13 protein-coding genes are annotated in these 20,262 nt (G+C 63.4%); 4 read left to right on the top strand and 9 right to left on the bottom strand.

Going from position 1 to position 20,262, the window contains the following annotated elements:
• Positions 1–418 precede the first annotated feature (418 nt).
• Both gltB and EN990_RS22985 read left to right on the top strand, forming a co-directional pair.
• Positions 419–5,155, top strand: coding sequence for a glutamate synthase large subunit (gene gltB / locus EN990_RS22990; protein WP_127388393.1), 4,737 nt, complete (start codon positions 419–421; stop codon positions 5,153–5,155).
• Between the two features lie 141 nt (positions 5,156–5,296).
• On the top strand, positions 5,297–6,751 hold the full coding sequence (locus EN990_RS22985; RefSeq protein ID WP_127388392.1) for a glutamate synthase subunit beta: 1,455 nt from the start codon (positions 5,297–5,299) through the stop codon (positions 6,749–6,751).
• Positions 6,752–6,778: 27 nt separating this feature from the next.
• Here EN990_RS22985 and EN990_RS22980 read toward each other — a convergent pair whose 3' ends face one another.
• A complete protein-coding gene (locus tag EN990_RS22980) occupies positions 6,779–7,993 on the bottom strand; it encodes a DUF459 domain-containing protein (protein WP_127385187.1) in 1,215 nt (404 codons plus the stop codon).
• A 128-nt stretch (positions 7,994–8,121) separates the two neighbouring features.
• A complete protein-coding gene (locus EN990_RS22975) occupies positions 8,122–9,342 on the bottom strand; it encodes a lytic murein transglycosylase (RefSeq protein ID WP_027161398.1) in 1,221 nt (406 codons plus the stop codon).
• Between the two features lie 209 nt (positions 9,343–9,551).
• On the opposite strand from EN990_RS22975, the gene galU reads away from it, so the two are divergent.
• Positions 9,552–10,457: a UTP--glucose-1-phosphate uridylyltransferase GalU gene (gene galU, locus EN990_RS22970; protein WP_127370531.1), complete on the top strand. Its 906-nt coding sequence runs from the start codon at positions 9,552–9,554 to the stop codon at positions 10,455–10,457.
• Positions 10,458–10,497: 40 nt separating this feature from the next.
• On the opposite strand, the gene EN990_RS22965 is transcribed toward galU, so the two are convergent.
• Positions 10,498–12,288: an outer membrane beta-barrel protein gene (locus EN990_RS22965; RefSeq protein ID WP_164753776.1), complete on the bottom strand. Its 1,791-nt coding sequence runs from the start codon at positions 12,286–12,288 to the stop codon at positions 10,498–10,500.
• Between the two features lie 236 nt (positions 12,289–12,524).
• On the opposite strand from EN990_RS22965, the gene EN990_RS22960 reads away from it, so the two are divergent.
• The gene (locus EN990_RS22960; RefSeq protein ID WP_024502733.1) at positions 12,525–13,526 is read left to right on the top strand and encodes a KpsF/GutQ family sugar-phosphate isomerase; all 1,002 of its coding nucleotides are present in this window, start codon (positions 12,525–12,527) and stop codon (positions 13,524–13,526) included.
• A 4-nt stretch (positions 13,527–13,530) separates the two neighbouring features.
• Here EN990_RS22960 and EN990_RS22955 read toward each other — a convergent pair whose 3' ends face one another.
• The 6 genes from EN990_RS22955 to EN990_RS22930 all read right to left on the bottom strand — a co-directional run.
• Complete coding sequence (locus EN990_RS22955) at positions 13,531–13,995, bottom strand: NfeD family protein (RefSeq protein ID WP_013529725.1); 465 nt, start codon at positions 13,993–13,995, stop codon at positions 13,531–13,533.
• An 11-nt stretch (positions 13,996–14,006) separates the two neighbouring features.
• On the bottom strand, positions 14,007–14,957 hold the full coding sequence (locus tag EN990_RS22950; RefSeq protein ID WP_013529726.1) for an SPFH domain-containing protein: 951 nt from the start codon (positions 14,955–14,957) through the stop codon (positions 14,007–14,009).
• Between the two features lie 119 nt (positions 14,958–15,076).
• Positions 15,077–16,288, bottom strand: coding sequence for an FAD-binding oxidoreductase (locus EN990_RS22945; RefSeq protein ID WP_127385189.1), 1,212 nt, complete (start codon positions 16,286–16,288; stop codon positions 15,077–15,079).
• 154 nt (positions 16,289–16,442) lie between these two features.
• Positions 16,443–17,507 (bottom strand): ferrochelatase, encoded by a 1,065-nt coding sequence (gene hemH, locus EN990_RS22940; RefSeq protein ID WP_027161401.1) that lies wholly within the window; start codon positions 17,505–17,507, stop codon positions 16,443–16,445.
• Positions 17,508–17,742: 235 nt separating this feature from the next.
• Positions 17,743–19,773, bottom strand: a complete 2,031-nt coding sequence (locus EN990_RS22935) for a bifunctional UDP-sugar hydrolase/5'-nucleotidase (RefSeq protein ID WP_127369345.1) — start codon at positions 19,771–19,773, stop codon at positions 17,743–17,745.
• Between the two features lie 187 nt (positions 19,774–19,960).
• Positions 19,961–20,262, bottom strand: a 302-nt coding sequence (locus EN990_RS22930; RefSeq protein ID WP_127388391.1) for a hypothetical protein, incomplete at its 5' end; no start/stop codon positions are given.

Raw genomic sequence — 20,262 nt, 5'->3', positions numbered from 1 at the left:
CGCAAGGGCCAGGCGCCGGAAAAACAGTAAAGCCAGCCAACGGGCAAAGCCCAGGCCGACGACTGAAGCTTACGTTTTTCCTCAGCTTCACGACATTTTCTGTCGCGAATGCCCCAAGTTTTTTGCAAATCGGTCTTGTGTGGGTCCGGGATTTCTGCCATAAAAATTTAGGACAGTAGTGCTGTCTTATTTTGTCGCACAAAACGAGCTGGATTGGCGTATCATTTGGGCCTCTCCGGCTGTTGCCGCGAGCGACAGGTGGACAGCCAGACTCTGGCCTGTACGATTACCAGATGCGATCCATGCGGAAAGCCGCCTGGTTCGACAGGATTTCGCAAGACGTGCCACAAGGATCAGGGTGAGCCAAGCGCTTGCCGAGGCAAACCAGCGCCTGAATGGCTGGGAAGGAGGACAGGAGATGACGGACATGACGCACTCTGCGACGAACGGCCAGGCCGCGCAGACGAAAGCGGCAACCGTCAAAACCACCTTGCGATCCAATATTGGCCGAAGCGCCAACGGATTTTCCGCCCAGGGCCTCTACGATCCACGCAACGAGCATGACGCCTGCGGCGTCGGTTTCATCGTCAACATGAAGGGCGTGAAGTCGCATCAGATCGTCGAGGACGGGCTTGCTGTGCTCGAAAACCTGACGCATCGCGGCGCCGTCGGCGCCGATCCGCTGGTCGGCGATGGCGCCGGCGTGCTGGTGCAGCTTCCCGACCAGTTCTTCCGTGACGAGATGGCAGCCCAGGGCATCGAGCTGCCGCCGGCGGGCCAGTACGGCGTCGGACACTGGTTCATGCCGCAGGACGCGGCCCTTCGCGCCCATATCGAGGACATCATTGCCGAATCGGCGCAATCCGAGGGACTTCCGCTCATCGGTTTCCGTGACGTGCCCGTCGACAATTCGTCGCTGTCGAAGGCGCCCGACATCGTGGCATCCGAGCCGTTCCATCGGCAGATCTTCATCGGCCGCACGCCAGACATTACCGATGACGAGGAATACGAGGCCAGGCTCTATCTGCTGCGCAAGGTCATCTCGGGCCGCATCTATGCCGAGAACGACAACAAGGACATCGGCGCCTATTGCGTGTCGCTGTCGGCGCGCACCATCGTCTACAAGGGCATGTTCCTGGCTTATCAGGTCGGGGCCTACTACAAGGACCTCAAGGACCCGCGCTTCGAAACCGCGCTGATCCTCGTCCACCAGCGCTTCTCGACCAACACGTTCCCGTCATGGAAGCTGGCGCATCCCTACCGCATGGTCGCCCACAATGGCGAGATCAACACCGTGCGCGGCAACAACAACTGGATGGCTGCGCGCCAGGCGTCGGTCGATTCCGAACTGTTCGGCAACAACATCTCGAAGCTGTGGCCGATCTCCTATGACGGCCAATCCGACACCGCCTGCTTCGACAATGCGCTCGAGTTCCTGTTCCAGGGCGGGTACAGGCTCAGCCATGCCATGATGATGCTGATCCCGGAAGCCTGGGCCGGCAACAAGCTCATGGATGCCGATCGCAAGGCCTTCTACGAATACCATGCGGCACTGATGGAGCCGTGGGACGGACCGGCGGCGGTGGTCTTCACCGATGGCCGCCAGATCGGCGCCACGCTCGACCGCAATGGCTTGCGCCCGGCGCGCTACATCGTCACCGACGATGACCGCGTCATCATGGCCTCGGAAGCCGGCGTGCTGCCGGTGCCGGAGGAGAAGATCGTCAAGAAGTGGCGGCTGCAGCCCGGCCGCATGCTTCTGATCGACCTGGAGAAGGGGCGCATCGTCTCCGACGAGGAGCTCAAGTCGGAGATCGCGACCAAGCATCCCTACAAGACCTGGCTCGCCAACACGCAGCTGATCCTCGAAGATCTGAAGCCGGTCGAACCGCGCGCGTTGCGCAAGGATGTCAGCCTGCTCGATCGCCAGCAGGCATTCGGCTACAGCCAGGAGGACACCAAGCTGTTGATGTCGCCGATGGCGACGACAGGCCAGGAAGCGGTGGGCTCGATGGGCACCGACACGCCGATCTCGGCGATGTCGGACAAGTCGAAGCTGCTCTACACCTATTTCAAGCAGAACTTCGCCCAGGTCACCAACCCGCCGATCGATCCGATCCGCGAGGAGCTGGTGATGAGCCTGGTGTCCTTCATCGGGCCGCGGCCCAACATCTTCGATCTTGTCGGCAATTCGCGCCGCAAGCGGCTCGAAGTTCGCCAGCCGATCCTGACCAATGGCGATCTCGAAAAGATCCGCTCCATCGGCCACACCGAGGACCGTTTCGACACCAAGACGATCGACATCACCTATGGCTCCGCCGAAGGCGCCGCGGGCATGCAGGGCGCCATCGATCGGTTGTGCGAGCGGGCGGAGGCGGCGGTTGCCGGCGGCTACAACATCATCATCCTGTCCGACCGCCAGGTCGGGCCCGACCGCATCGCCATCCCGGCGCTGCTGGCGACGGCGGCGGTCCATCATCACCTGATCCGCAAGGGGCTGCGCACCTCGGTCGGCCTCGTCGTCGAATCCGGCGAGCCGCGCGAAGTGCATCATTTCTGCTGCCTCGCCGGCTATGGCGCCGAGGCGATCAATCCCTACCTCGCCTTCGACACGCTGCTCGACATGCACAAGCGCGGCGAACTGCCGAAGGAAGTGGACGCCTACGAAGTCGTCTCGCGCTACATCAAGTCGATCGGCAAGGGCATCCTCAAGGTGATGTCCAAGATGGGCATCTCGACCTACCAGTCCTATTGCGGCGCGCAGATTTTCGACGCCATCGGCCTGAAGACCGATTTCGTGCAGCAATACTTCACCGGCACCGCGACGCTGATCGAAGGCGTCGGCCTGGACGAGATCGCGGCCGAGACGCTCAGCCGCCACAATGACGGTTTCGGCAACGACCCCGTGCTGCGCAACAGCCTCGAGGTCGGCGGCGAATACATGTTCCGCATGCGCGGCGAGGCGCATATCTGGTCGCCAGATGCTGTCGCCACCTTGCAGCACGCCGTGCGCCAGGGATCGTGGGAAACCTTCAAGGACTATTCCGCCCAGATCGACAGCGAGACGGCCCGCGCCCAGACCATTCGCGGCCTGTTCAAGCTCAAGCTGGCCGGGGAAACCGGCCGCAAGAAGGTGGCGCTCGACGACGTCATGCCGGCGGCCGACATCGTCAAGCGGTTCTCGACCGGGGCGATGTCGTTCGGCTCGATCTCGCGCGAAGCGCACACGACGCTGGCGCGCGCGATGAACCAGATCGGCGGCAAGTCGAACACCGGCGAGGGCGGCGAAGAGGCCGACCGCTATCTGCCGCTGCCGGGCGGCGGCAAGAACCCGGAACGCTCGGCGATCAAGCAGATCGCCTCGGGACGTTTCGGCGTCACGGCCGAATACCTCGTCAACTCCGACATGATGCAGATCAAGGTGGCGCAGGGTGCCAAGCCCGGCGAGGGCGGTCAGCTGCCCGGCCACAAGGTCGACGCCACCATCGCCAAGGTCCGGCATTCGACGCCGGGCGTCGGCCTGATCTCGCCGCCGCCGCATCACGACATCTATTCGATCGAGGATCTGGCACAGCTGATCTACGACCTGAAGAACGTCAATCCGGCGGCCGACGTGTCGGTCAAGCTGGTGTCGGAAGTCGGCGTCGGCACGGTTGCGGCGGGCGTCGCCAAGGCGCGCGCCGACCACATCACCATCTCTGGCTATGACGGCGGCACCGGTGCCTCGCCGTTGACCTCGCTCAAGCATGCCGGCAGCCCGTGGGAAATGGGCCTTGCCGAGACACACCAGACGCTGGTGCTGAACGGCTTGCGGTCGCGCGTTGCGCTGCAGGTCGATGGTGGCTTGCGCACAGGGCGCGACGTCATCATCGGGGCGCTGCTCGGCGCCGACGAGTTCGGCTTCTCGACCGCACCGCTGATCGCGGCCGGCTGCATCATGATGCGCAAATGCCATCTCAACACCTGTCCGGTCGGCGTCGCGACGCAGGATCCGGTGCTGCGCAAGCGCTTCAAGGGCACGCCCGAGCATGTCATCAACTTCTTCTTCTACGTCGCGGAAGAGGTGAGGGAGCTGCTCGCCGAGATGGGCTACACCCATCTCGACCAGATCATCGGCGACACCGATCTTCTGGAAAAGCGCGACCTGATCGTGCACTGGAAGGCGCGCGGGCTCGATTTCTCGAAGATGTTCTTCAAGCCGGATGCGCCGCATGAAGCGGTGCACTGGACCGAGCGGCAGAAGCACCCGATCGACGACGTGCTCGACCGCAAGCTGATCGAACTGGCCAAGCCGGCGCTCGAGAGCAAGCTGCCGGTCAAGATCGAGGTCGATATCCGCAATGTCGACCGCTCCGCGGGCGCCATGCTGTCGGGCGAAGTGGCCAAGCGCTTCAAGCACAAGGGCCTGCGCGAGGATACGATATCGGTGAAGCTGACCGGCACTGCCGGCCAGTCCTTTGGCGCCTTCCTGGCGCGCGGCATCTCGTTCGAGCTTATCGGCGCCGGCAACGACTATGTCGGCAAGGGCCTGTCGGGCGGACGTATCGTCATTCGGCCGCCGGAAGAGGCCAAGATCGTCGCGGCTGAATCCATCATCGTCGGCAACACGGTGCTCTATGGCGCAACCGAGGGCGAGGCCTATTTCGCCGGCGTCGCCGGCGAGCGTTTCGCCGTGCGCAATTCGGGCGTCGCCGCCGTCGTCGAAGGCGTCGGCGATCATGGCTGCGAGTACATGACTGGCGGCATCGTCGTCGTCATCGGCAAGACCGGCCGCAACTTCGCCGCCGGCATGTCTGGCGGCGTCGCCTACGTGCTCGACGAGGCGGGCGATTTCGCCGAGCGCTGCAACATGGCGATGGTCGAGCTGGAGCCGGTTCCGGAAGAAGACGATCTGATGGAAAGGCTGCTGCACCATGGCGGCGACCTCGACCACAAGGGCCGCGTCGATGTCTCCGGCGACATGACCAGCCATGACGAGGAGCGGCTCTACCAGCTGATCTCGAACCATGTGCACTACACCGGGTCGGTACGTGGTCGCGAGATTCTCGACGACTGGGCGACGTTCCGGCCGAAGTTCCGCAAGATCATGCCGGTCGAATACCGCCGCGCCCTGATCGAGATGGAACGCATGCGCATGGGCGTTGCGGCGGAATAGGCTTTGCAATGGCCGGGGAGCCCAGGCTTCCCGGCCCATCTTCATCGACAGTTTGACCTCCGGCGCAAGGTTGCCATGGCTGCCTCAAGGGGTTAACGGGTGCGGCGAAAACCGCACCATCTGGACAGCAGGAACTGGACTATGGGCAAGGTAACAGGCTTTCTCGAAATCGACCGGCAGGTGCACAAGTACCAGCCGGCCTCAGACCGCATCCGGCATTTCCGCGAGTTCACGCTGCCGATGTCTGACAAGGAGGTCGAGAAACAGGCCGCGCGCTGCATGGATTGCGGCATTCCGTTCTGTCACGGGCCGACCGGCTGCCCGATCCACAACCAGATTCCAGACTGGAACGACCTCGTCTACAATGGCGACTGGGACAACGCGATCCGCAACCTGCATTCGACCAACAATTTCCCGGAGTTCACCGGCCGCATCTGCCCCGCGCCCTGCGAGGAAGCCTGCACGCTGAACCTCGAGGACATTCCCGTCGCCATCAAGACGGTCGAGCAGGCGATCGCCGACAAGGCCTATGAAACCGGCCATATCAGGCCCTATCCGCCGGAGAAGAAGACCGGCAAGCGGGTCGCCGTCATCGGCTCCGGCCCGGCCGGCATGGCGGCTGCCCAGCAGCTTGGCCGCGCCGGTCACGACGTCCATGTCTACGAGCGCGAAAGCCGGCCCGGCGGGCTGATGCGCTACGGTATTCCCGACTTCAAGATCGAGAAGCACTATATCGACCGGCGCATCGAGCAGATGCAGGGCGAGGGCGTGACCTTCCATTGCGGCGTCAATGTCGGGGTCGACAAGCCGGTCGCCGAACTGCTCGCCGAACATGATGCCGTGCTCTATTGCGGCGGTTCCGAAACGCCGCGCGCGGCCGGTATTCCCGGCGACGATCTCGGCGGCGTGCATGACGCGATGCCCTATCTGGTGCAGCAGAACAGGCGGGTCGGCGGCGAACCGATCCAGTCGGTGGCGTGGCCGTCGCATCCCATCATCGCCGGCGGCCAGCATGTCGTCGTCGTCGGCGGCGGCGATACCGCGTCCGACTGCGTCGGCACCGCTTTCCGCCAAGGTGCGGTTCGCGTCACACAGCTCGACATCCGCCCGCAGCCGCCGGAGAAGGAAGACAAGCTTTCGGTCTGGCCATACTGGGCGACGAAGATGCGCACCTCGTCCTCGCAGGCCGAAGGCGCCGAGCGCGAATTCCAGGTGGCGACGCTCGAATTCATCGGCGAGGAAGGCCAGCTGACCGGCGTCAAGTGCTGCGAGGTCGACGACAAGCGCAAGCCGATCGCCGGTACCGAATTCGTCATTCGTGCCGATCTCGCTTTCATCGCCATCGGCTTTGCCGGGCCGGCCGCGGCCGGTGTGGCGAAGGAATTGGAGGGTGAGATGAAGATCGCCACCGACAGCCGCCGCTCCAGGAATGTCGAGGCCAATGACCGCGACTACAAGACCAGCGTCGACAGGCTCTATGCGGCCGGCGACGTGCGTCGTGGCCAGTCGCTGGTCGTCTGGGCGATCCGCGAGGGCCGCCAGGCGGCGCGCGCGATCGACGAGGCGTTGATGGGGTCGAGCGTTCTCCCGCGCTGAGCCCGGCCTCGGAGCCGCGCTGCGACACTAACGATTGATCGCGGTCGTGGTGTCGGTCGCGGCTGCGGCCTTCGGCGGCCAGGAGAAATCGTCGGCGCGGCCGGGCGATGCAATCGGTGCCTTGCCCTCGACCACAAGCTTTTCACCGGGCAGGTCCGGATTGGCCTTTGCCGGCGGTGCCGCGCCAAGCAGCTCCGAGCCGCCGTCGAGTGCCGGATCGCTGAGCAGCATCGGCGCAGTGCGGTCGATGACGATGGGGGGCGCGGCCGGCGCCGGCGTCTCGACAGGGGCGCCTGCCGGAGCGGACGGTGTAATCATGCTTCCCGGCGCGGTCAGGCCGAGGATCTTCAGCAGCGGTTTTTCGGTGTAGAAGGCGAGCTTGCGCTTGCCCGCCTTCGAGATATTGATGCCGTCATCGGCGCGCAGCCGCACCGGCTGGCCGTTGATGTTGGGGCCGCTGGTGACGAAGGCGCCGTTCTCGTCGACAAAGCCGTCCCAGATATCGACGAATTCGCCGCCATGGCTTTCTGCGGCCTGATGGTAGATGTCGTTGAAGGCAAGCATATCCGAGGTCATCTTCGGCACCCGGAACGCCGGCATGCCGACCCAAAGGAAGGGGACCTTGGCCGCGGCGATGGCTTTGCCCAGCGCGTCGGTCCTGCGTTCATATTCCTTGGTCCAGTTCTCGGAACGTGGCTGTTCGCGCACGTCGCCCACCTTCATCGACTGGCGGTCGTTGGAGCCCAGCATGACGATCACGGCGGCGGGTTTTTCGGTCTCGATCAGCGATTTGATCTGTTCGGGCCAGTTGTAGAAATCATCGCGCACGAAGCCGGACGAGCCATTGCTGCGAACGACGATCCTGACGCCGGCATTCTCTGCGAAAGCGGTGTCGAGGCCTTCGGCGAGGCCGGCCGCCATGAAGTCGCCGACCACCAGGACGGTGCGGGCGTCCGGCGCCTTGTCGACCACCGGGATTTCCGGTTCCGCGGGCGGGCGCGGGGCGCGGGGTTTTTTCGCCTTGGGCCTGGGCCTCGGCTTCTGGATATCCAGCGGCGGCTCAATGCGCTCGCTGCGGCGCGGAAACAAAAGGTCGCGCAACGACCAGCCGCGGTTTTGCTGCTCCTGCGCCATGGCCGGCGCATGAAAGGCGCCAGCAACGCCGACGGCAAGCACGACCACGGCCAGGACGAGCACCGGCATGCGACGAACAAGCCCTGCGATGCGCGCAGCCGAAGCCAATCGTTTCCTCCGTCCCTTGGCGCAGTCCTGCCGAAAAACCGCATCGGTTTCTCGGCAAATGCCGCGCCAACCAGATTGCTACAGTGTCCTTTGCGCGCCTGGAAGGCCGCGCGGCACCGCAGGCGGCTCTATTTCTGCCGGAGCCACTTCAGCACTTCCATGCTCGGATAGCCGTCCTGGGTCAAGCCGGCCTTGGCCTGGAAGGCCATGATGGCAGTCTTCGAGCCGTCGCCGATCTTGCCGTCGAACTTGCCGTCGTAAAGGCCATGCTGGGAAAGCCGCTTCTGCAGCTCCTGTCTTTCCTCGAAAGTAAGCTTGGTGAAAGGCCGCTTCCAGTCCTGCACCAGACCGCTCGAGCCGGCGATTTCGTCGGCAAGAAGGCCGACGGCCAGCGCATATTTGTCGGCGTTGTTGTAGGCCTTGATGACCGTGAAATTCTTGATCATCAGGAAGGCTGGCCCGCTGCGGCCGTCCGGCACCTTCAGCGTCGCCTTGTCGGAGCCGTTCTTGAACGGCTTGCCGTTGGCCCTGACGACGCCGAGCGCCTGCCACTGCGACAGTGTCTTGGAACCGCCGGGAAGTTTTCCGGCTGGCAAGGCGACCTCATAGCCCCAGGTCTTGCCGGCTTGCCAGCCATTCTTCTTCAACAAATTGGCTGATGTCGCCAGCGCATCGGGGATCGAATTCCAGATGTCTCGCTTGCCATTGCCGTCCATGTCCACGGCATAGTGCAGATAGCTGGTCGGGATGAACTGGGTGTGGCCCATGGCGCCGGCCCAGGATCCGCTCAGATGGCTTTCGTCGATGTCGCCGGTCTGCAGGATCTTCAGCGCGGCGATCAGCTGTGTGCGGGCGAATTTCGCCCGCTTCGGATCGGCGTAGGCCAAGGTCGCCAGCGAGCGCACGACGTTGCGCATGATGTCGTCGCGCTTGAGGATCTCGCCATAATTCGATTCCATCGACCAGATGGCCAGCAGGATGTAACGGTCGACGCCGAACCTGGCCTCGATCCGATCCAGCCACGGCTTCCATTTCCTGGCCATCTGCTGGCCGACGGCGACGGACTGATCATGGACGCGGTTGTCGAAATAGTCCCAGGCAGGGGCCGTGAATTCAGGCTGCGTGCGCGCCTTTTCCAGCACCACGGGATCGATATCCCTGATGTTCCTGAAGGCCTGGTCGTAGAGGGCGCCGGAAACGCCGCTCTGCACGGCGGTGGCGCGGAAGCCGGCGACCCATTGCCGGAAACCGGCATCGGCGAAAGCGGGGCCAGGCATCAGCAGAGCGAGCGATAGGCTGGCTGCCGCCATGACGCTGGTAAAAATTTTTGCGGCATTGCGAACGGACATCTTTTCCTCCTTCTCTGTCTCAGGAAAGACCATTCATCGCCGAACCAGGTTAGGAATTAGTTTACCATAGGTGCCACCGGGAACGAAAAGACGCTTCGAAGCTTTACCGGTGGACGTTCCCCTCAGTTTCCCAGTAATCCCCAATTCCGGCGTGAAAATGTCTTGAAACGGGGATTGCGGAGCTGGCCCTCAAACGGATAATTGAAAGCATGAAGAGAGTTCGCAAGGCAGTCTTCCCGGTCGCCGGTCTCGGCACACGGTTTCTTCCGGCCACCAAGGCTGTCCCCAAGGAAATGCTGACCGTCGTCGACCGGCCGGTGATCCAGTATGTGGTGGATGAGGCGCGCGAGGCCGGCATCGAGCATTTCATCTTCGTCACCGGTCGCAACAAGGCCGTCATCGAGGACCATTTCGACATCCAGTTCGAACTCTATGACACGCTGGCCCAGCGCGGCAAGGACGACCAGCTCGCCCGCCTGCAGCGGCTGCAGCCGGCGCCGGGGCAGACCAGTTTCACACGCCAGCAGGTGCCGATGGGACTTGGCCACGCCGTCTGGTGCGCCCGCGAGCTCGTCGGCGACGAACCCTTCGCGCTTTTGTTGCCTGACATGATCATGCAGTCGGAGAAGAGCTGCACGAAGGCAATGGTCGAGCTCTACGAGGAGACGGGCAACAACATCATCGCGGTGCAGGAATGCGATCCCGCCGAAACCCACAAATACGGCATCGTCGGCCGCGGCGAGGACACGCATCACGGCTTCCGTATCACCGAGATGGTGGAAAAGCCGAAGGCCGGCACCGCGCCGTCCAACCTCTACATCAACGGCCGCTACATCCTGCAGCCGGAGATCTTCAAGATCCTAGAAGGTCAGGAAAAAGGCGCCGGCAACGAGATCCAGCTCACCGACGCCATGCTGAAGCTGGAAAAGCAGCAGCCTTTCTACGGCTACCACTATCGAGGCCGCACGTTCGACTGCGGATCGCCGGAGGGTTTTGTCGAGGCCAATGTTGCCTTCGCGCTGTGGCGCAGCGACATGAACGAGAACATGGCGGGCGTCATCCGCACGCTTCTCGACGAGCTGAAGCCGTTAGAGCGCCGTGGCGCTGCGTTTTAAAACATCCTAGCGAGCGGCCGGATGTCGTTGGTGCGGCCGTTCAGCGCTGCACCTTGACGCCGAGGAAGATGCTGTTGGCGGTGTAGTCCCGGCCCGGCAGGTTGCTGGTCAGTTTCTCGGTCCTCACTCTTGTGGTCAGGCCGGCGTAGCGGTTCAGCCACCAGGTCAGGCCGGCCTCGGCGCTCAACACCCTGTCATGGCCGTCGATGCCGATGTAATCACGCCAGTCGAGACCCAGAGCCGCGTTGGCGGTGAGGTTGGCGCGAATCTGGCGTTCGCCGGTCAGGCGACCGGAATAGAGGATGTCGCCGCTCTCGCCCGATGTGGTCGTGGGCTCGACGGTGGTCCGCCCGGTCAGGCCGATTATGGTGCCGCGCTCGGGTGACCATTTGAGGTCGGCGTTGACGGTGGCACCCGATATCGCATCAAGGTTTTTGTCGTCGATCGCTTCCCTGAGCCAGCCGGCCGAGAATTCGCCCGACAGCTTCTCACCCATGTCGAGTGCAAGGCCGGCGCGGGCGCCGAGTCGCGTCGACGAGCGCTCGAAGCCTTCATTGTCGATGCGTTGATCATAGGTCCGGCGGCCGACCTCGATTTCGGTGAAGGGGGTCAGGGCAGGGGAGATCTCGTAGCCGGTGCGCAACGTCGCCGTGTAGAGCGTCGAGTCCTGATCCTTCTGCGATAGCGAGGTGCCGTCCGAGAGCTTGGCGTCGCCGTAGAAGTCGTGCGAGACCGCGCCGGTCAACGTGTACTGCATCTTGCCGAGATGCTTTTCGACGGCCAGGCTGCCATCGATGGTCTGCCGCAGCGGCTGCTTGCTGACGCCGGCAATGGCATCAGGCGATGATGCCGATTCCGGCACGGCCTCGTAGCCGAGCTTGGCGATGGCGCGCAATTCATTGTCGAGATCGACATTGAGCTGGCCTTCGATGCGGCCTTGCTCGTCGTGAACCGGGTAACCCGAGACGGTCTCACGAAAAAGGCCATAGCCGTCGATCGTAGCGGAGTTCTCGCGCCAGTCGGAGGCGGCGGAAAAGCGCAGCGCGGTCTCGGACAGCAGCGCCGACTTGCCTGCACTGCTCGAATCGCCGTTCGAGGTGGCGGTCAGGCCCTGTTCGATCGTCGGCCGGATGACGAAGGAGCCCCATTTGACGCCGGTGGCGGCAAACGGATCATCCTCCAGCTTCTTCTTCTGGCCTTCGATGGCGTCCGTACGCTCCGCTCCTGGGTCGAGCTTCTGCCTGTCGGCGCTGTCGATGGTGAGTGCGCGGCGGTTGGCCGTGTCCGCATCGGTCTCTGCAGCATCGGTGGCGTCCGGCGTGGAGGCGGTCGTGGAAGCGGTGATGTCGGAGGTGTCGGCCGTCGATTTCTTCTTCTTTTTCGACTTGTCGGCAGCCCTGTCCTTGGCCTGGTCAGCCGCATTCTGCCTGGCGCTCGATGAGCGGCGGCGAGGCTTGGGCGGCGCCGCCGTGTCGGCGGACGTGTCGTCAGTGGCTGCCGGCGGGTCAAAGAGGCTGCCGGTCGCGGTGGCGTCGCCAGTGTCGGCGTCGTCAGGCACGGCACCGGCGCTGGCCGGCAGATAGGTGCGGGCCGGCGCATTGTCCTGCGCGGCGTTGGCCGGCTGTTGACCCTGCGCTGCCAAGGCCAGCTGTCTCGCCTTGCGCTGCTGGTCGGACAGGATCGCCGATTCCGAAACTTCGCCGCGCAGTTCGGTTTCCTGGGCATGGAGCGCCGTTGGGCGCAGCAAGGCAAACATGCTGGTTGCCAGCAGCAAGGCGCAGACCGCCTTGCCCCCACGTCGCGTCGAATTTTCTGGCTGGACCCCGGACATCGCCACCACTGCTTGCGCGGCGCACGCGCGCCATACTTACCGAACCGTAAATGGGGATGGTTAACGGAGGGTTGAGGCAGCGGCCCGTCAGCTGCCTGAAGCGCTGATTTCCAAAGGGATTCATACTGCGTGCGTTTTCTCGCCTGCCGTCGTCTGAACCACCGCACACGTTCGGGCGATATGCCTGGGCCATTTCCGTTGGACAGCGCGCCGGCAAAGCGCTAATCGCATCAGCCATGCATGCGGGATCCCTGGATAAGAAGCCTTTGGACAGGCAAGCCTCGATCGCTTCGGCGCTGAGGACGGTGGCGACAGAACAGGCTGGTGTCGCAGCCCTCGCCGAGGCGCTGGAGAATGGGCTGGCCGCGCCTTTCGCCCAGGCGGTCGAGATGATCTCGGGGATTGAAGGCCGGCTCATCGTCACCGGCGTCGGCAAAAGCGGCCATATCGGTTCGAAGATCGCGGCGACGCTGGCCTCGACCGGCACGCCGGCTTTCTTTGTCCATCCCGCCGAAGCCAACCACGGCGATCTCGGCATGATCGCCAGGGACGACGCCATCATCGCCATGTCGTGGTCGGGCGAAAGCAAGGAACTCATGGGCATCGTCGCCTATTCCAGGCGCTTTTCCATTCCGCTGATCGCCATCACCGCCGGAGAGACATCGGCGCTGGCGCGGGCGGCGGACGTGGTGCTGCTTTTGCCGCGCGCTCCGGAGGCCTGTCCGCACGGCCTGGCGCCAACGACATCGACGCTGCTGCAACTGGTGATGGGCGACGCGCTGGCGATCGCGCTGCTCGAAGCACGCGGCTTCACGCCGGACCATTTCCGCACCTTTCACCCGGGCGGCCAGCTCGGCGCCAACCTGACGCAGATCCGCGAGATCATGCATGTCGGCGACAGGCTGCCGCTGGTGGTTGCGGGCACCGGCATGCAGGACGCGATCCTGGAACTGTCGCGCAAAGGGTTTGGCTGCGTCGCGATCACCGATGTCGACGGTGCGCTGGTCGGCATCATCACCGATGGCGACATCCGCCGTCACATCGGCAGCAATCTGCTGGCGATGACGGTGGATCAGGTGATGACAAGAGGTCCGAAGACCGCGACGCCGGACACGCTGGTGGCAACGGCGCTGCAGACGATCAACAATTCAGCCATCACCAGCCTGATGGTGGTGGAGGGCCGGAAACCAGTCGGCCTCATCCACCTGCATGATCTGCTGCGTATCGGCGCCGCCTGAACGTTCAGACCGCCTCGACGGTCAGTTCCAGATCCGTATCGGCCGCACCCGTCACGCGCACTTGCGTGCCGGCCGGCAGGTCAGGGCCGGAGACACGCCACAGTGTGTCGCCCAGCTTGATGCGGCCGCGCCCGTCACGGATCGGTTCGGCAAGTGTCGCCATCCTGCCGACCATTTGCGCGCCGCGCCGGTTGAGCAGCGGCTGATCGGTCGGGTCGTTGCGGCTGCCGACCAGCTTCTTGCCGACATAGGCCGAGACCAGCGACAGCGCCAGGAAGGCGAGGACCTGGACCTGCCATGTCCAGAAGCCGGTGTCCCAGATCAGCAGCGACACAGCGCCGATGATCAGCGCGGCGATGCCGATCCACAGCATGAAGATACCCGGCGCGATGATTTCCATCACCAGCAGGACGAAACCGAGAACCATCCAGTTCCACGGGCCGAGTTCGGAAACGATGCGGTCGATCATTGGTTTCGACCTCAGTTGTCGGTTGGGCGAACGACCGGCGGGCGCGCGGCCTGCCTCTGCGAGCCGGTCGTGCCTTCGCTGCGGAAGACTTCCTTGGCGATCTCGCCAATGCCGCCGAGCGAACCGATCAGCGACGATGCCTCGAAGGGCATCAGCACGATCTTGCTGTTGGTCGCGGTGCCGATCTTGCCCAACGCTTCGGTGTATTTCTGGGCTACGAAGTAGTTCAGCGCCTGCACATCGCCTTTGGAGATCGCTTCCGACACCACCTGGGTGGCGCGGGCCTCCGCCTCGGCCGAACGTTCGCGCGCCTCGGCATCGCGGAAGGCGGCTTCCTTGCGGCCTTCGGCCTCGAGGATCTGCGACTGCTTGAGGCCTTCGGCGGCAAGGATCTGGGCGCGCTTGTTGCGTTCCGCGGTCATCTGCCGGCCCATCGATTCGATGAGGTTGGCCGGCGGGTTGATGTCCTTGATTTCGACGCGGGTGATCTTGATGCCCCACGGGTGGGCCGCTTCATCGACGACGCGCAGCAGGCGCTCGTTGATGGCGTCGCGGTTCGACAGGAGTTCATCGAGATCCATCGAACCCATGACGGTACGGATGTTGGTCATCGTCAAATTGAGGATGGCATTCTGCAGGCCGGAAACCTGGTAAGCGGCCTGCGCGGCGTTGAGGATCTGGAAAAAGGCGATGCCGTCGACACCGACAATGGCGTTGTCGCGAGTGATGATTTCCTGGCTTGGAACGTCGAGCACCTGCTCCATCATGTTCATCTTGGCGCCGATGCGGTCGATGAACGGGTAAATGAAATTGAGACCCGGGCTCAGTGTCTTAGTGTAACGGCCAAAGCGCTCCACCGTATAGTTGTAGCCTTGCGGGATTGTCCTGATGCCTTTGATCAGCAGCACCAATACCAGAAGGGCAAGTGCACCAACCGCAATATCGAAACCACTGAAATCCATTTGGCTCTCCCTCAGACGAAGGCCGCACAAGCCATTCTCGCGCGGCCGACTTCACCAAAGACTTAAGTGTGTTTCAGATGCGTTACAATCAGGTGATGACGGATTGTTTGCGGGTGCGATCAGCGGTTGAAGGCAAACAATCTTGCATCCGTGTCCTCCAGCCCGTTGATCGAAGCCGGGACAATCTCGGAAGCGATCTGCGAGAAGGTGATGCCGTTGCCGCCGTAGCCCATCACCGCATGGATGCGCGGGTGGCGGGGAATGGCACCGATATAGGGCAGGCCGGTGGTTGTGGTGCCGAACGAACCGGTCCAGGCAAAATCGGGCCTGGTGTCGAGATGCGGAAATACCAGGCCGAGCTTCTCGGCGATGCGTGTGCTCTTGTCGGCGATCAGCTCGTCGCGCCGCGCTTCGTCGACAAAATCCTCGTCCTCGCCGCCGCAAATGACCCGGCCGTCGATCGTCGTGCGCATATACAGATACGGCTCCGACGCTTCCCAGATGAACGCTGCGTCCGGCCAGAGCTTTCGCGGTTGCGGGCATGTTGCGATCGCCCATGTCGAGATGATCCGGTGGGCCGCGGCCGGCACGATCTCCACAAGTTCGTAGCCGGTAGCCAGAACAACATGTCGCGCGGTTATGGTCGGGCCATCCCTGGTCGCGACGACAACAGCTTCGGCGCTATCCTCGATCACTGTCGCTTCGACGGGGGCGTAGAAGCGAGCCTTGCGCTGAAGGGATTTCAGCAGCAGCCCAGCCGTCAGCTTACGCGGGTCGAGCGCGATGTTGCCGTGGCTGAGAATGGCGCCTTCGCGGTCGATGCCGAATGTCTCCGCCAGCGGCGCCGGCGTCAGATAGGTCGCGGCGATGCCGGCTAGCCGCCGTGCCTTGGCCTCGTCGCGCAGTTCCGACGGACCAAGTATCGTGCCAGACAGATAGAGCGACGGCGCCCGGCTCAGGCCACAGTTGATGCCGAGTTCGGCGATGCGTCCGGCGAGATTGGAGACGGCGAGCCGCGAGCGCCGCCAGGCCTGCTGCGCCGAGGCTCTGCCGACCATCTTCGAGAGCGTGGAGAGAGGCTGGTCTATTTCGAATGCCACCAGTGCGGTGGTTGCGGCCGTCGAGCCCTTCAGCGGACCGCGCCGGTCGATACAGATCACCCGATGGCCATCGGCCGTCAGCGCCTCGGCCATCATGGCGCCGCTGATGCCCATGCCGACGACCAGCACATCTGCCTTGACGTCCCGGATCAGGCCGTCCGTCGGCACCGCAGGCGCGCTATAGGCTGACCAGACGGGCTGGCCAGTTCTGAGGTCGAGTTTGCGGGACATCGCATTCTCCGGCGGCGCGCCTTAACGCCCCGGAGCTTGTGTTGTTCCGGAGTTAGAGCGGCGAGCCGCTCTAACTCCGGTTGACGAAATTCCCAAGGGAAAGCGCTATCGCTTTTCCCGGGAAAACCGTTTCACACTTTTCCTGGAATTTCTCCTAGACCCAGCCAGACAGTTCGCGCCGCACCATCGCCTCGATCACCGCCATCCCCTCCGCGCTGTCGTTGAGGCAAGGGATATGGGCGAAATTCTTGCCGCCGGCATGGTGGAAGGTTTCGGCCGCCTCGCGGCCGATCTCATCCAGCGTCTCGATGCAGTCGACGGAAAAGCCGGGATTGACGACGGCGATCGACTTGACGCCGTCCTGTGCGAGTTTCTCCACCGTCTTGTCGGTATAGGGTTGCAGCCATTCCTGCGCGCCGAAGCGCGACTGGAAGGTGATGATCAGTTTCTTGTCATCCCAGCCGAGCCGTTCGCGCAACAGCCGCGTCGTCTTCTGGCAGTGGCAATGATAGGGATCGCCCTTCTCGAAATAGGGTTTTGGAATGCCGTGATAGGAGGTGATGACCACCTCCGGCTCGAAATCCAGCGTCGCCAGATGCCGTTCGATCGAACGCGCCAGCGCCTCGATATAGACCGGCTCGTCATAGTAGGGCGGCACGCTGCGGACGGCCGGCGCGCGGCGCATCTTCATCAGCGCGCGAAACAGCTGGTCGTTGGCTGTTGCCGTGGTCGTCGCCGAATATTGCGGATAGAGCGGAAACGAAAGAATGCGATCGCAGCCCTGGTCGGCCAGACGCTGGGCAATGCTTGCAGTCGAAGGATTGCCGTAGCGCATCGCCCAGTCGACGACGACATCAGGCAGGTCGCGCAGCGCTTCGGCCAGCTTTTCGGCCTGGGCACGGGTGTAGGTGCGCAGCGGCGACTCGTTCTTTTCCCGGTTCCAGATCCGGGCGTAATTGGCGCCGGACTTCTTGGGGCGCGTGGTGAGCACAAGTCCATAGAGGATCGGATACCAGATCGCCCTGTTGAGCTCGATGACGCGCGGATCGGACAGGAATTCACGCAGATACCGCCACATCGGCTTGAAATCGGTGCCATCGGGCGTGCCCAGATTGACCAGCATGACGCCGATCTTGCCCGCCTTGACCGGCGGATGCCCAGCGGGCAACGGGCCGAGCGCTTTTGCGACCTTGGGATCGGCAGGGGTGGGAAGCGTCATAAGGGTTCTCCGGGAGACGCGAACCTAACCATCTTGCGCGCGCATTCAATGCAGCGTCTGGCCGCACCTTAAAGCGGATTGTCCGAATGGATTCAGACGGCCCGCTTTAAGTCTTTGTTTTTATGCATGTCGTTCTCCCAAAACCGAGGTCACTTTTGAGCGACATGCATTAGCCCGAAAACAGGACGCCCGTCCGGTTTTCGGACGGGCGGTGTCATTCAGGCATATAAGCGAGCTATTTCGGCGGGATGGTCAGGGTTGCGCCGACAGGAAGCCGGCGGGGTTCGTAGCCCTTGTTGGCGCCCGAAATGACCTTCCACCTGGCGCCGTCGCCATAGGCTTTCTTGGCCAGATCCCAATAGGTGTCGCCGGCAACGATGACATGGCTGGCTTCCGCTGGCGCGGCCTCAGCAGGCTTTGCCGGCTCGGCCGGTGCCGGCGCGGCTGGTTGCGCTGGCGGGGGAGGTGCTCCTTCCGTCGATATGGCCGGTGGTGTGTTGGCGATATCGCCCGAGTTGGCCGGCAATTCAGGCATTGCCGGTGCCGCTTCGGCAGGCTTGGCGGCTTCAGCCGGTGCGGGCGCCGGGGTGGCCGGGGCTGCTTCGGCTGGCTTGGCCGGATCGCTTGCCGGGGCCGCAGGCGCCGCGGCGACGGTCGCGGCTATTTCGGTGATGCGGCCGTCGAGCTTCGGCGTGTAGGGCCGGTGGGCGCCGAGATAGTCGGCAACCACCTGTTCGAGGCCGGGGCCGTAGTCGTAGGCATTCCTGGCCTTGTCGGCAAAGACCTTGTAGCCGTCGCCGCCCTGGCGAACATAGTTGTTGGTGGCGACCAGATAGTCCTTCTCCGGCTTGATCGGCGTCCAGGCACCGCCTTCCATGACCTCCACCGATTTGACCCGGCCGGCATTGGGCGCAACGGATTTGTCGAAGGAATATTTCAGGCCGGCGACCTGGGGGAAGCGCCCGGCGCCGTCCTCGACCTGACTGAGACCGCCCTCGAGGCCGGCCACCAGATCCTTGCCCGAAATCTGGAAGGTCGCCAGCGTGTTCTGGAAGGGCAGCACGGTCAGCACCTCGCCCATGGTGACGGTGCCCTTGTCGATCGAGGCGCGCAGGCCGCCGCCATTGGAGATGACGATCTCGACGCCCTGTCCCTTGACGCGGTCGAGGATGGCGTCGGAGACGAGATTGCCCATCGCGCATTCGCGGGTGCGGCAGCTCTCGCGACTGCCGTCGATGACGTCGGTGGTTTCGGCCACTTCCTTGTTCTTCAACGCCTCGATCGGCGCCCCAAGCTCCTTGATGCGGGCGAGCACGGCCGGGTCGGGGGTGATCGACTTGTCGAGATAGATCGGGTCGCCGCTGGCCGATTTGACGACGCCATTGTCGTCGAACACCACCTTGAACTCGCCGAGATATTTCGAATAGGAGGCCGCCTGCACCACCGGCACCTTGTAGCCGTCCGGATTGTCGACCATCGTCGGGTAGGGGCCTTCCGCCTTCGGGTCGGTGTTCGACAGCAGGGAATGGCTATGGCCGCCGACGACGACATCGATGCCCGGGATCTTGGCGATGACGTCACGTTCGCGCCTGTAGCCGATATGGGTCACGGCGATGATCTTGTTGACGCCTTCGCCCTTGAGCTTCTCGACTTCGGCAGTGATCGACTTGACGTCGTCCTCGATGGCGACGTTGGGACCCGGCGAAGCGAGGTCCGGCGTGTCGTTGGTGATCGCGCCGATGATGCCGATCTTCTGGCCGCCGACCTCGACGACAACAGATGGCTTGACGCGGTCGCCGAGCTTGGATTGCGCGTTGGCCTTCACATTGGCGCCGAGCACGGGGAACTTGATCATGTCGAGGAACGGCGCCAAGGCGGCCTCGCCGTCGTCGAATTCATGGTTGCCGAGGGCCATGGCATCGAACTTCATGTCGTTGAGGAATTCGCCTTCGACCTTGCCCTTATAGGTCGTGTAGAACAGCGAGCCCTGGAAATTGTCGCCGGCGCTGAGCAGCAGCACGTTCTGGCCTTCCAGCTTCTTGCGTTCCTGGGCAATCGCGGTGATCAGCCGGCCCGCGCCGCCGATGCACTCGCCCTTGGTCTCCTCGTCCGCCGAGCAGGTCGATTCATATTTGTTGTTGCCTTCGATGCGGCTGTGCCAGTCGTTGATATGCAGGATGTTCAGCGTGTAGTCGGCAAAGGACGCGCCGGCCGACAGACCGAGGGCTGAGGCTGACAGGGCTGCAATGGCGGCAAGCTTCTTCATCTTCGTCTCCCGGAAAGCTGATCAGAGGCCATTAGCGCTCTTGCTTGACTGGAACATAACAGCCGGCGCTTTGGCCATGTTCCCATCGCGTTCCGGATGACGCAAGCGGAATCCGGGACCCTTTGCCGGCACAAAAAAGGACGGCGGCCAACCAGCCGCCGTCCTTGGAAAACGAATGGTCGTGGGTTCAGACGCGCCTTGTCAGCACGAAATTCTGACCGCTGGAGCTCGTGCAGTTGAGCTGGCTTGTCGACACCATCAGGCAGTTGAAGCTGACCGCGGTCTGGCGGATCAGCGAGGTGCCGTTGATCTGCACCGATGTGGCGCCGGTCATCGTGTAGCTGCCGTCGGCAAGCTTCTGGCCGGTGTCGGTGGCTACCGTCGTGAAGGTGCCGCCGGTGAAGGTCGACAGGCCGGTGCCCTTGGCGTCTATCCACGAGCCCTCGACGCCTTTCGGCGCCGCTGCCATCGGCGGTTGATCGGGGCCGC

Origin of the sequence: Mesorhizobium sp. M7A.F.Ca.US.005.03.1.1, from assembly GCF_003997975.1 — a bacterium.
Taxonomy (GTDB): Bacteria; Pseudomonadota; Alphaproteobacteria; order Rhizobiales; family Rhizobiaceae; genus Mesorhizobium; species Mesorhizobium ciceri.
This window is presented reverse-complemented; position numbering and strand designations above follow the sequence as displayed.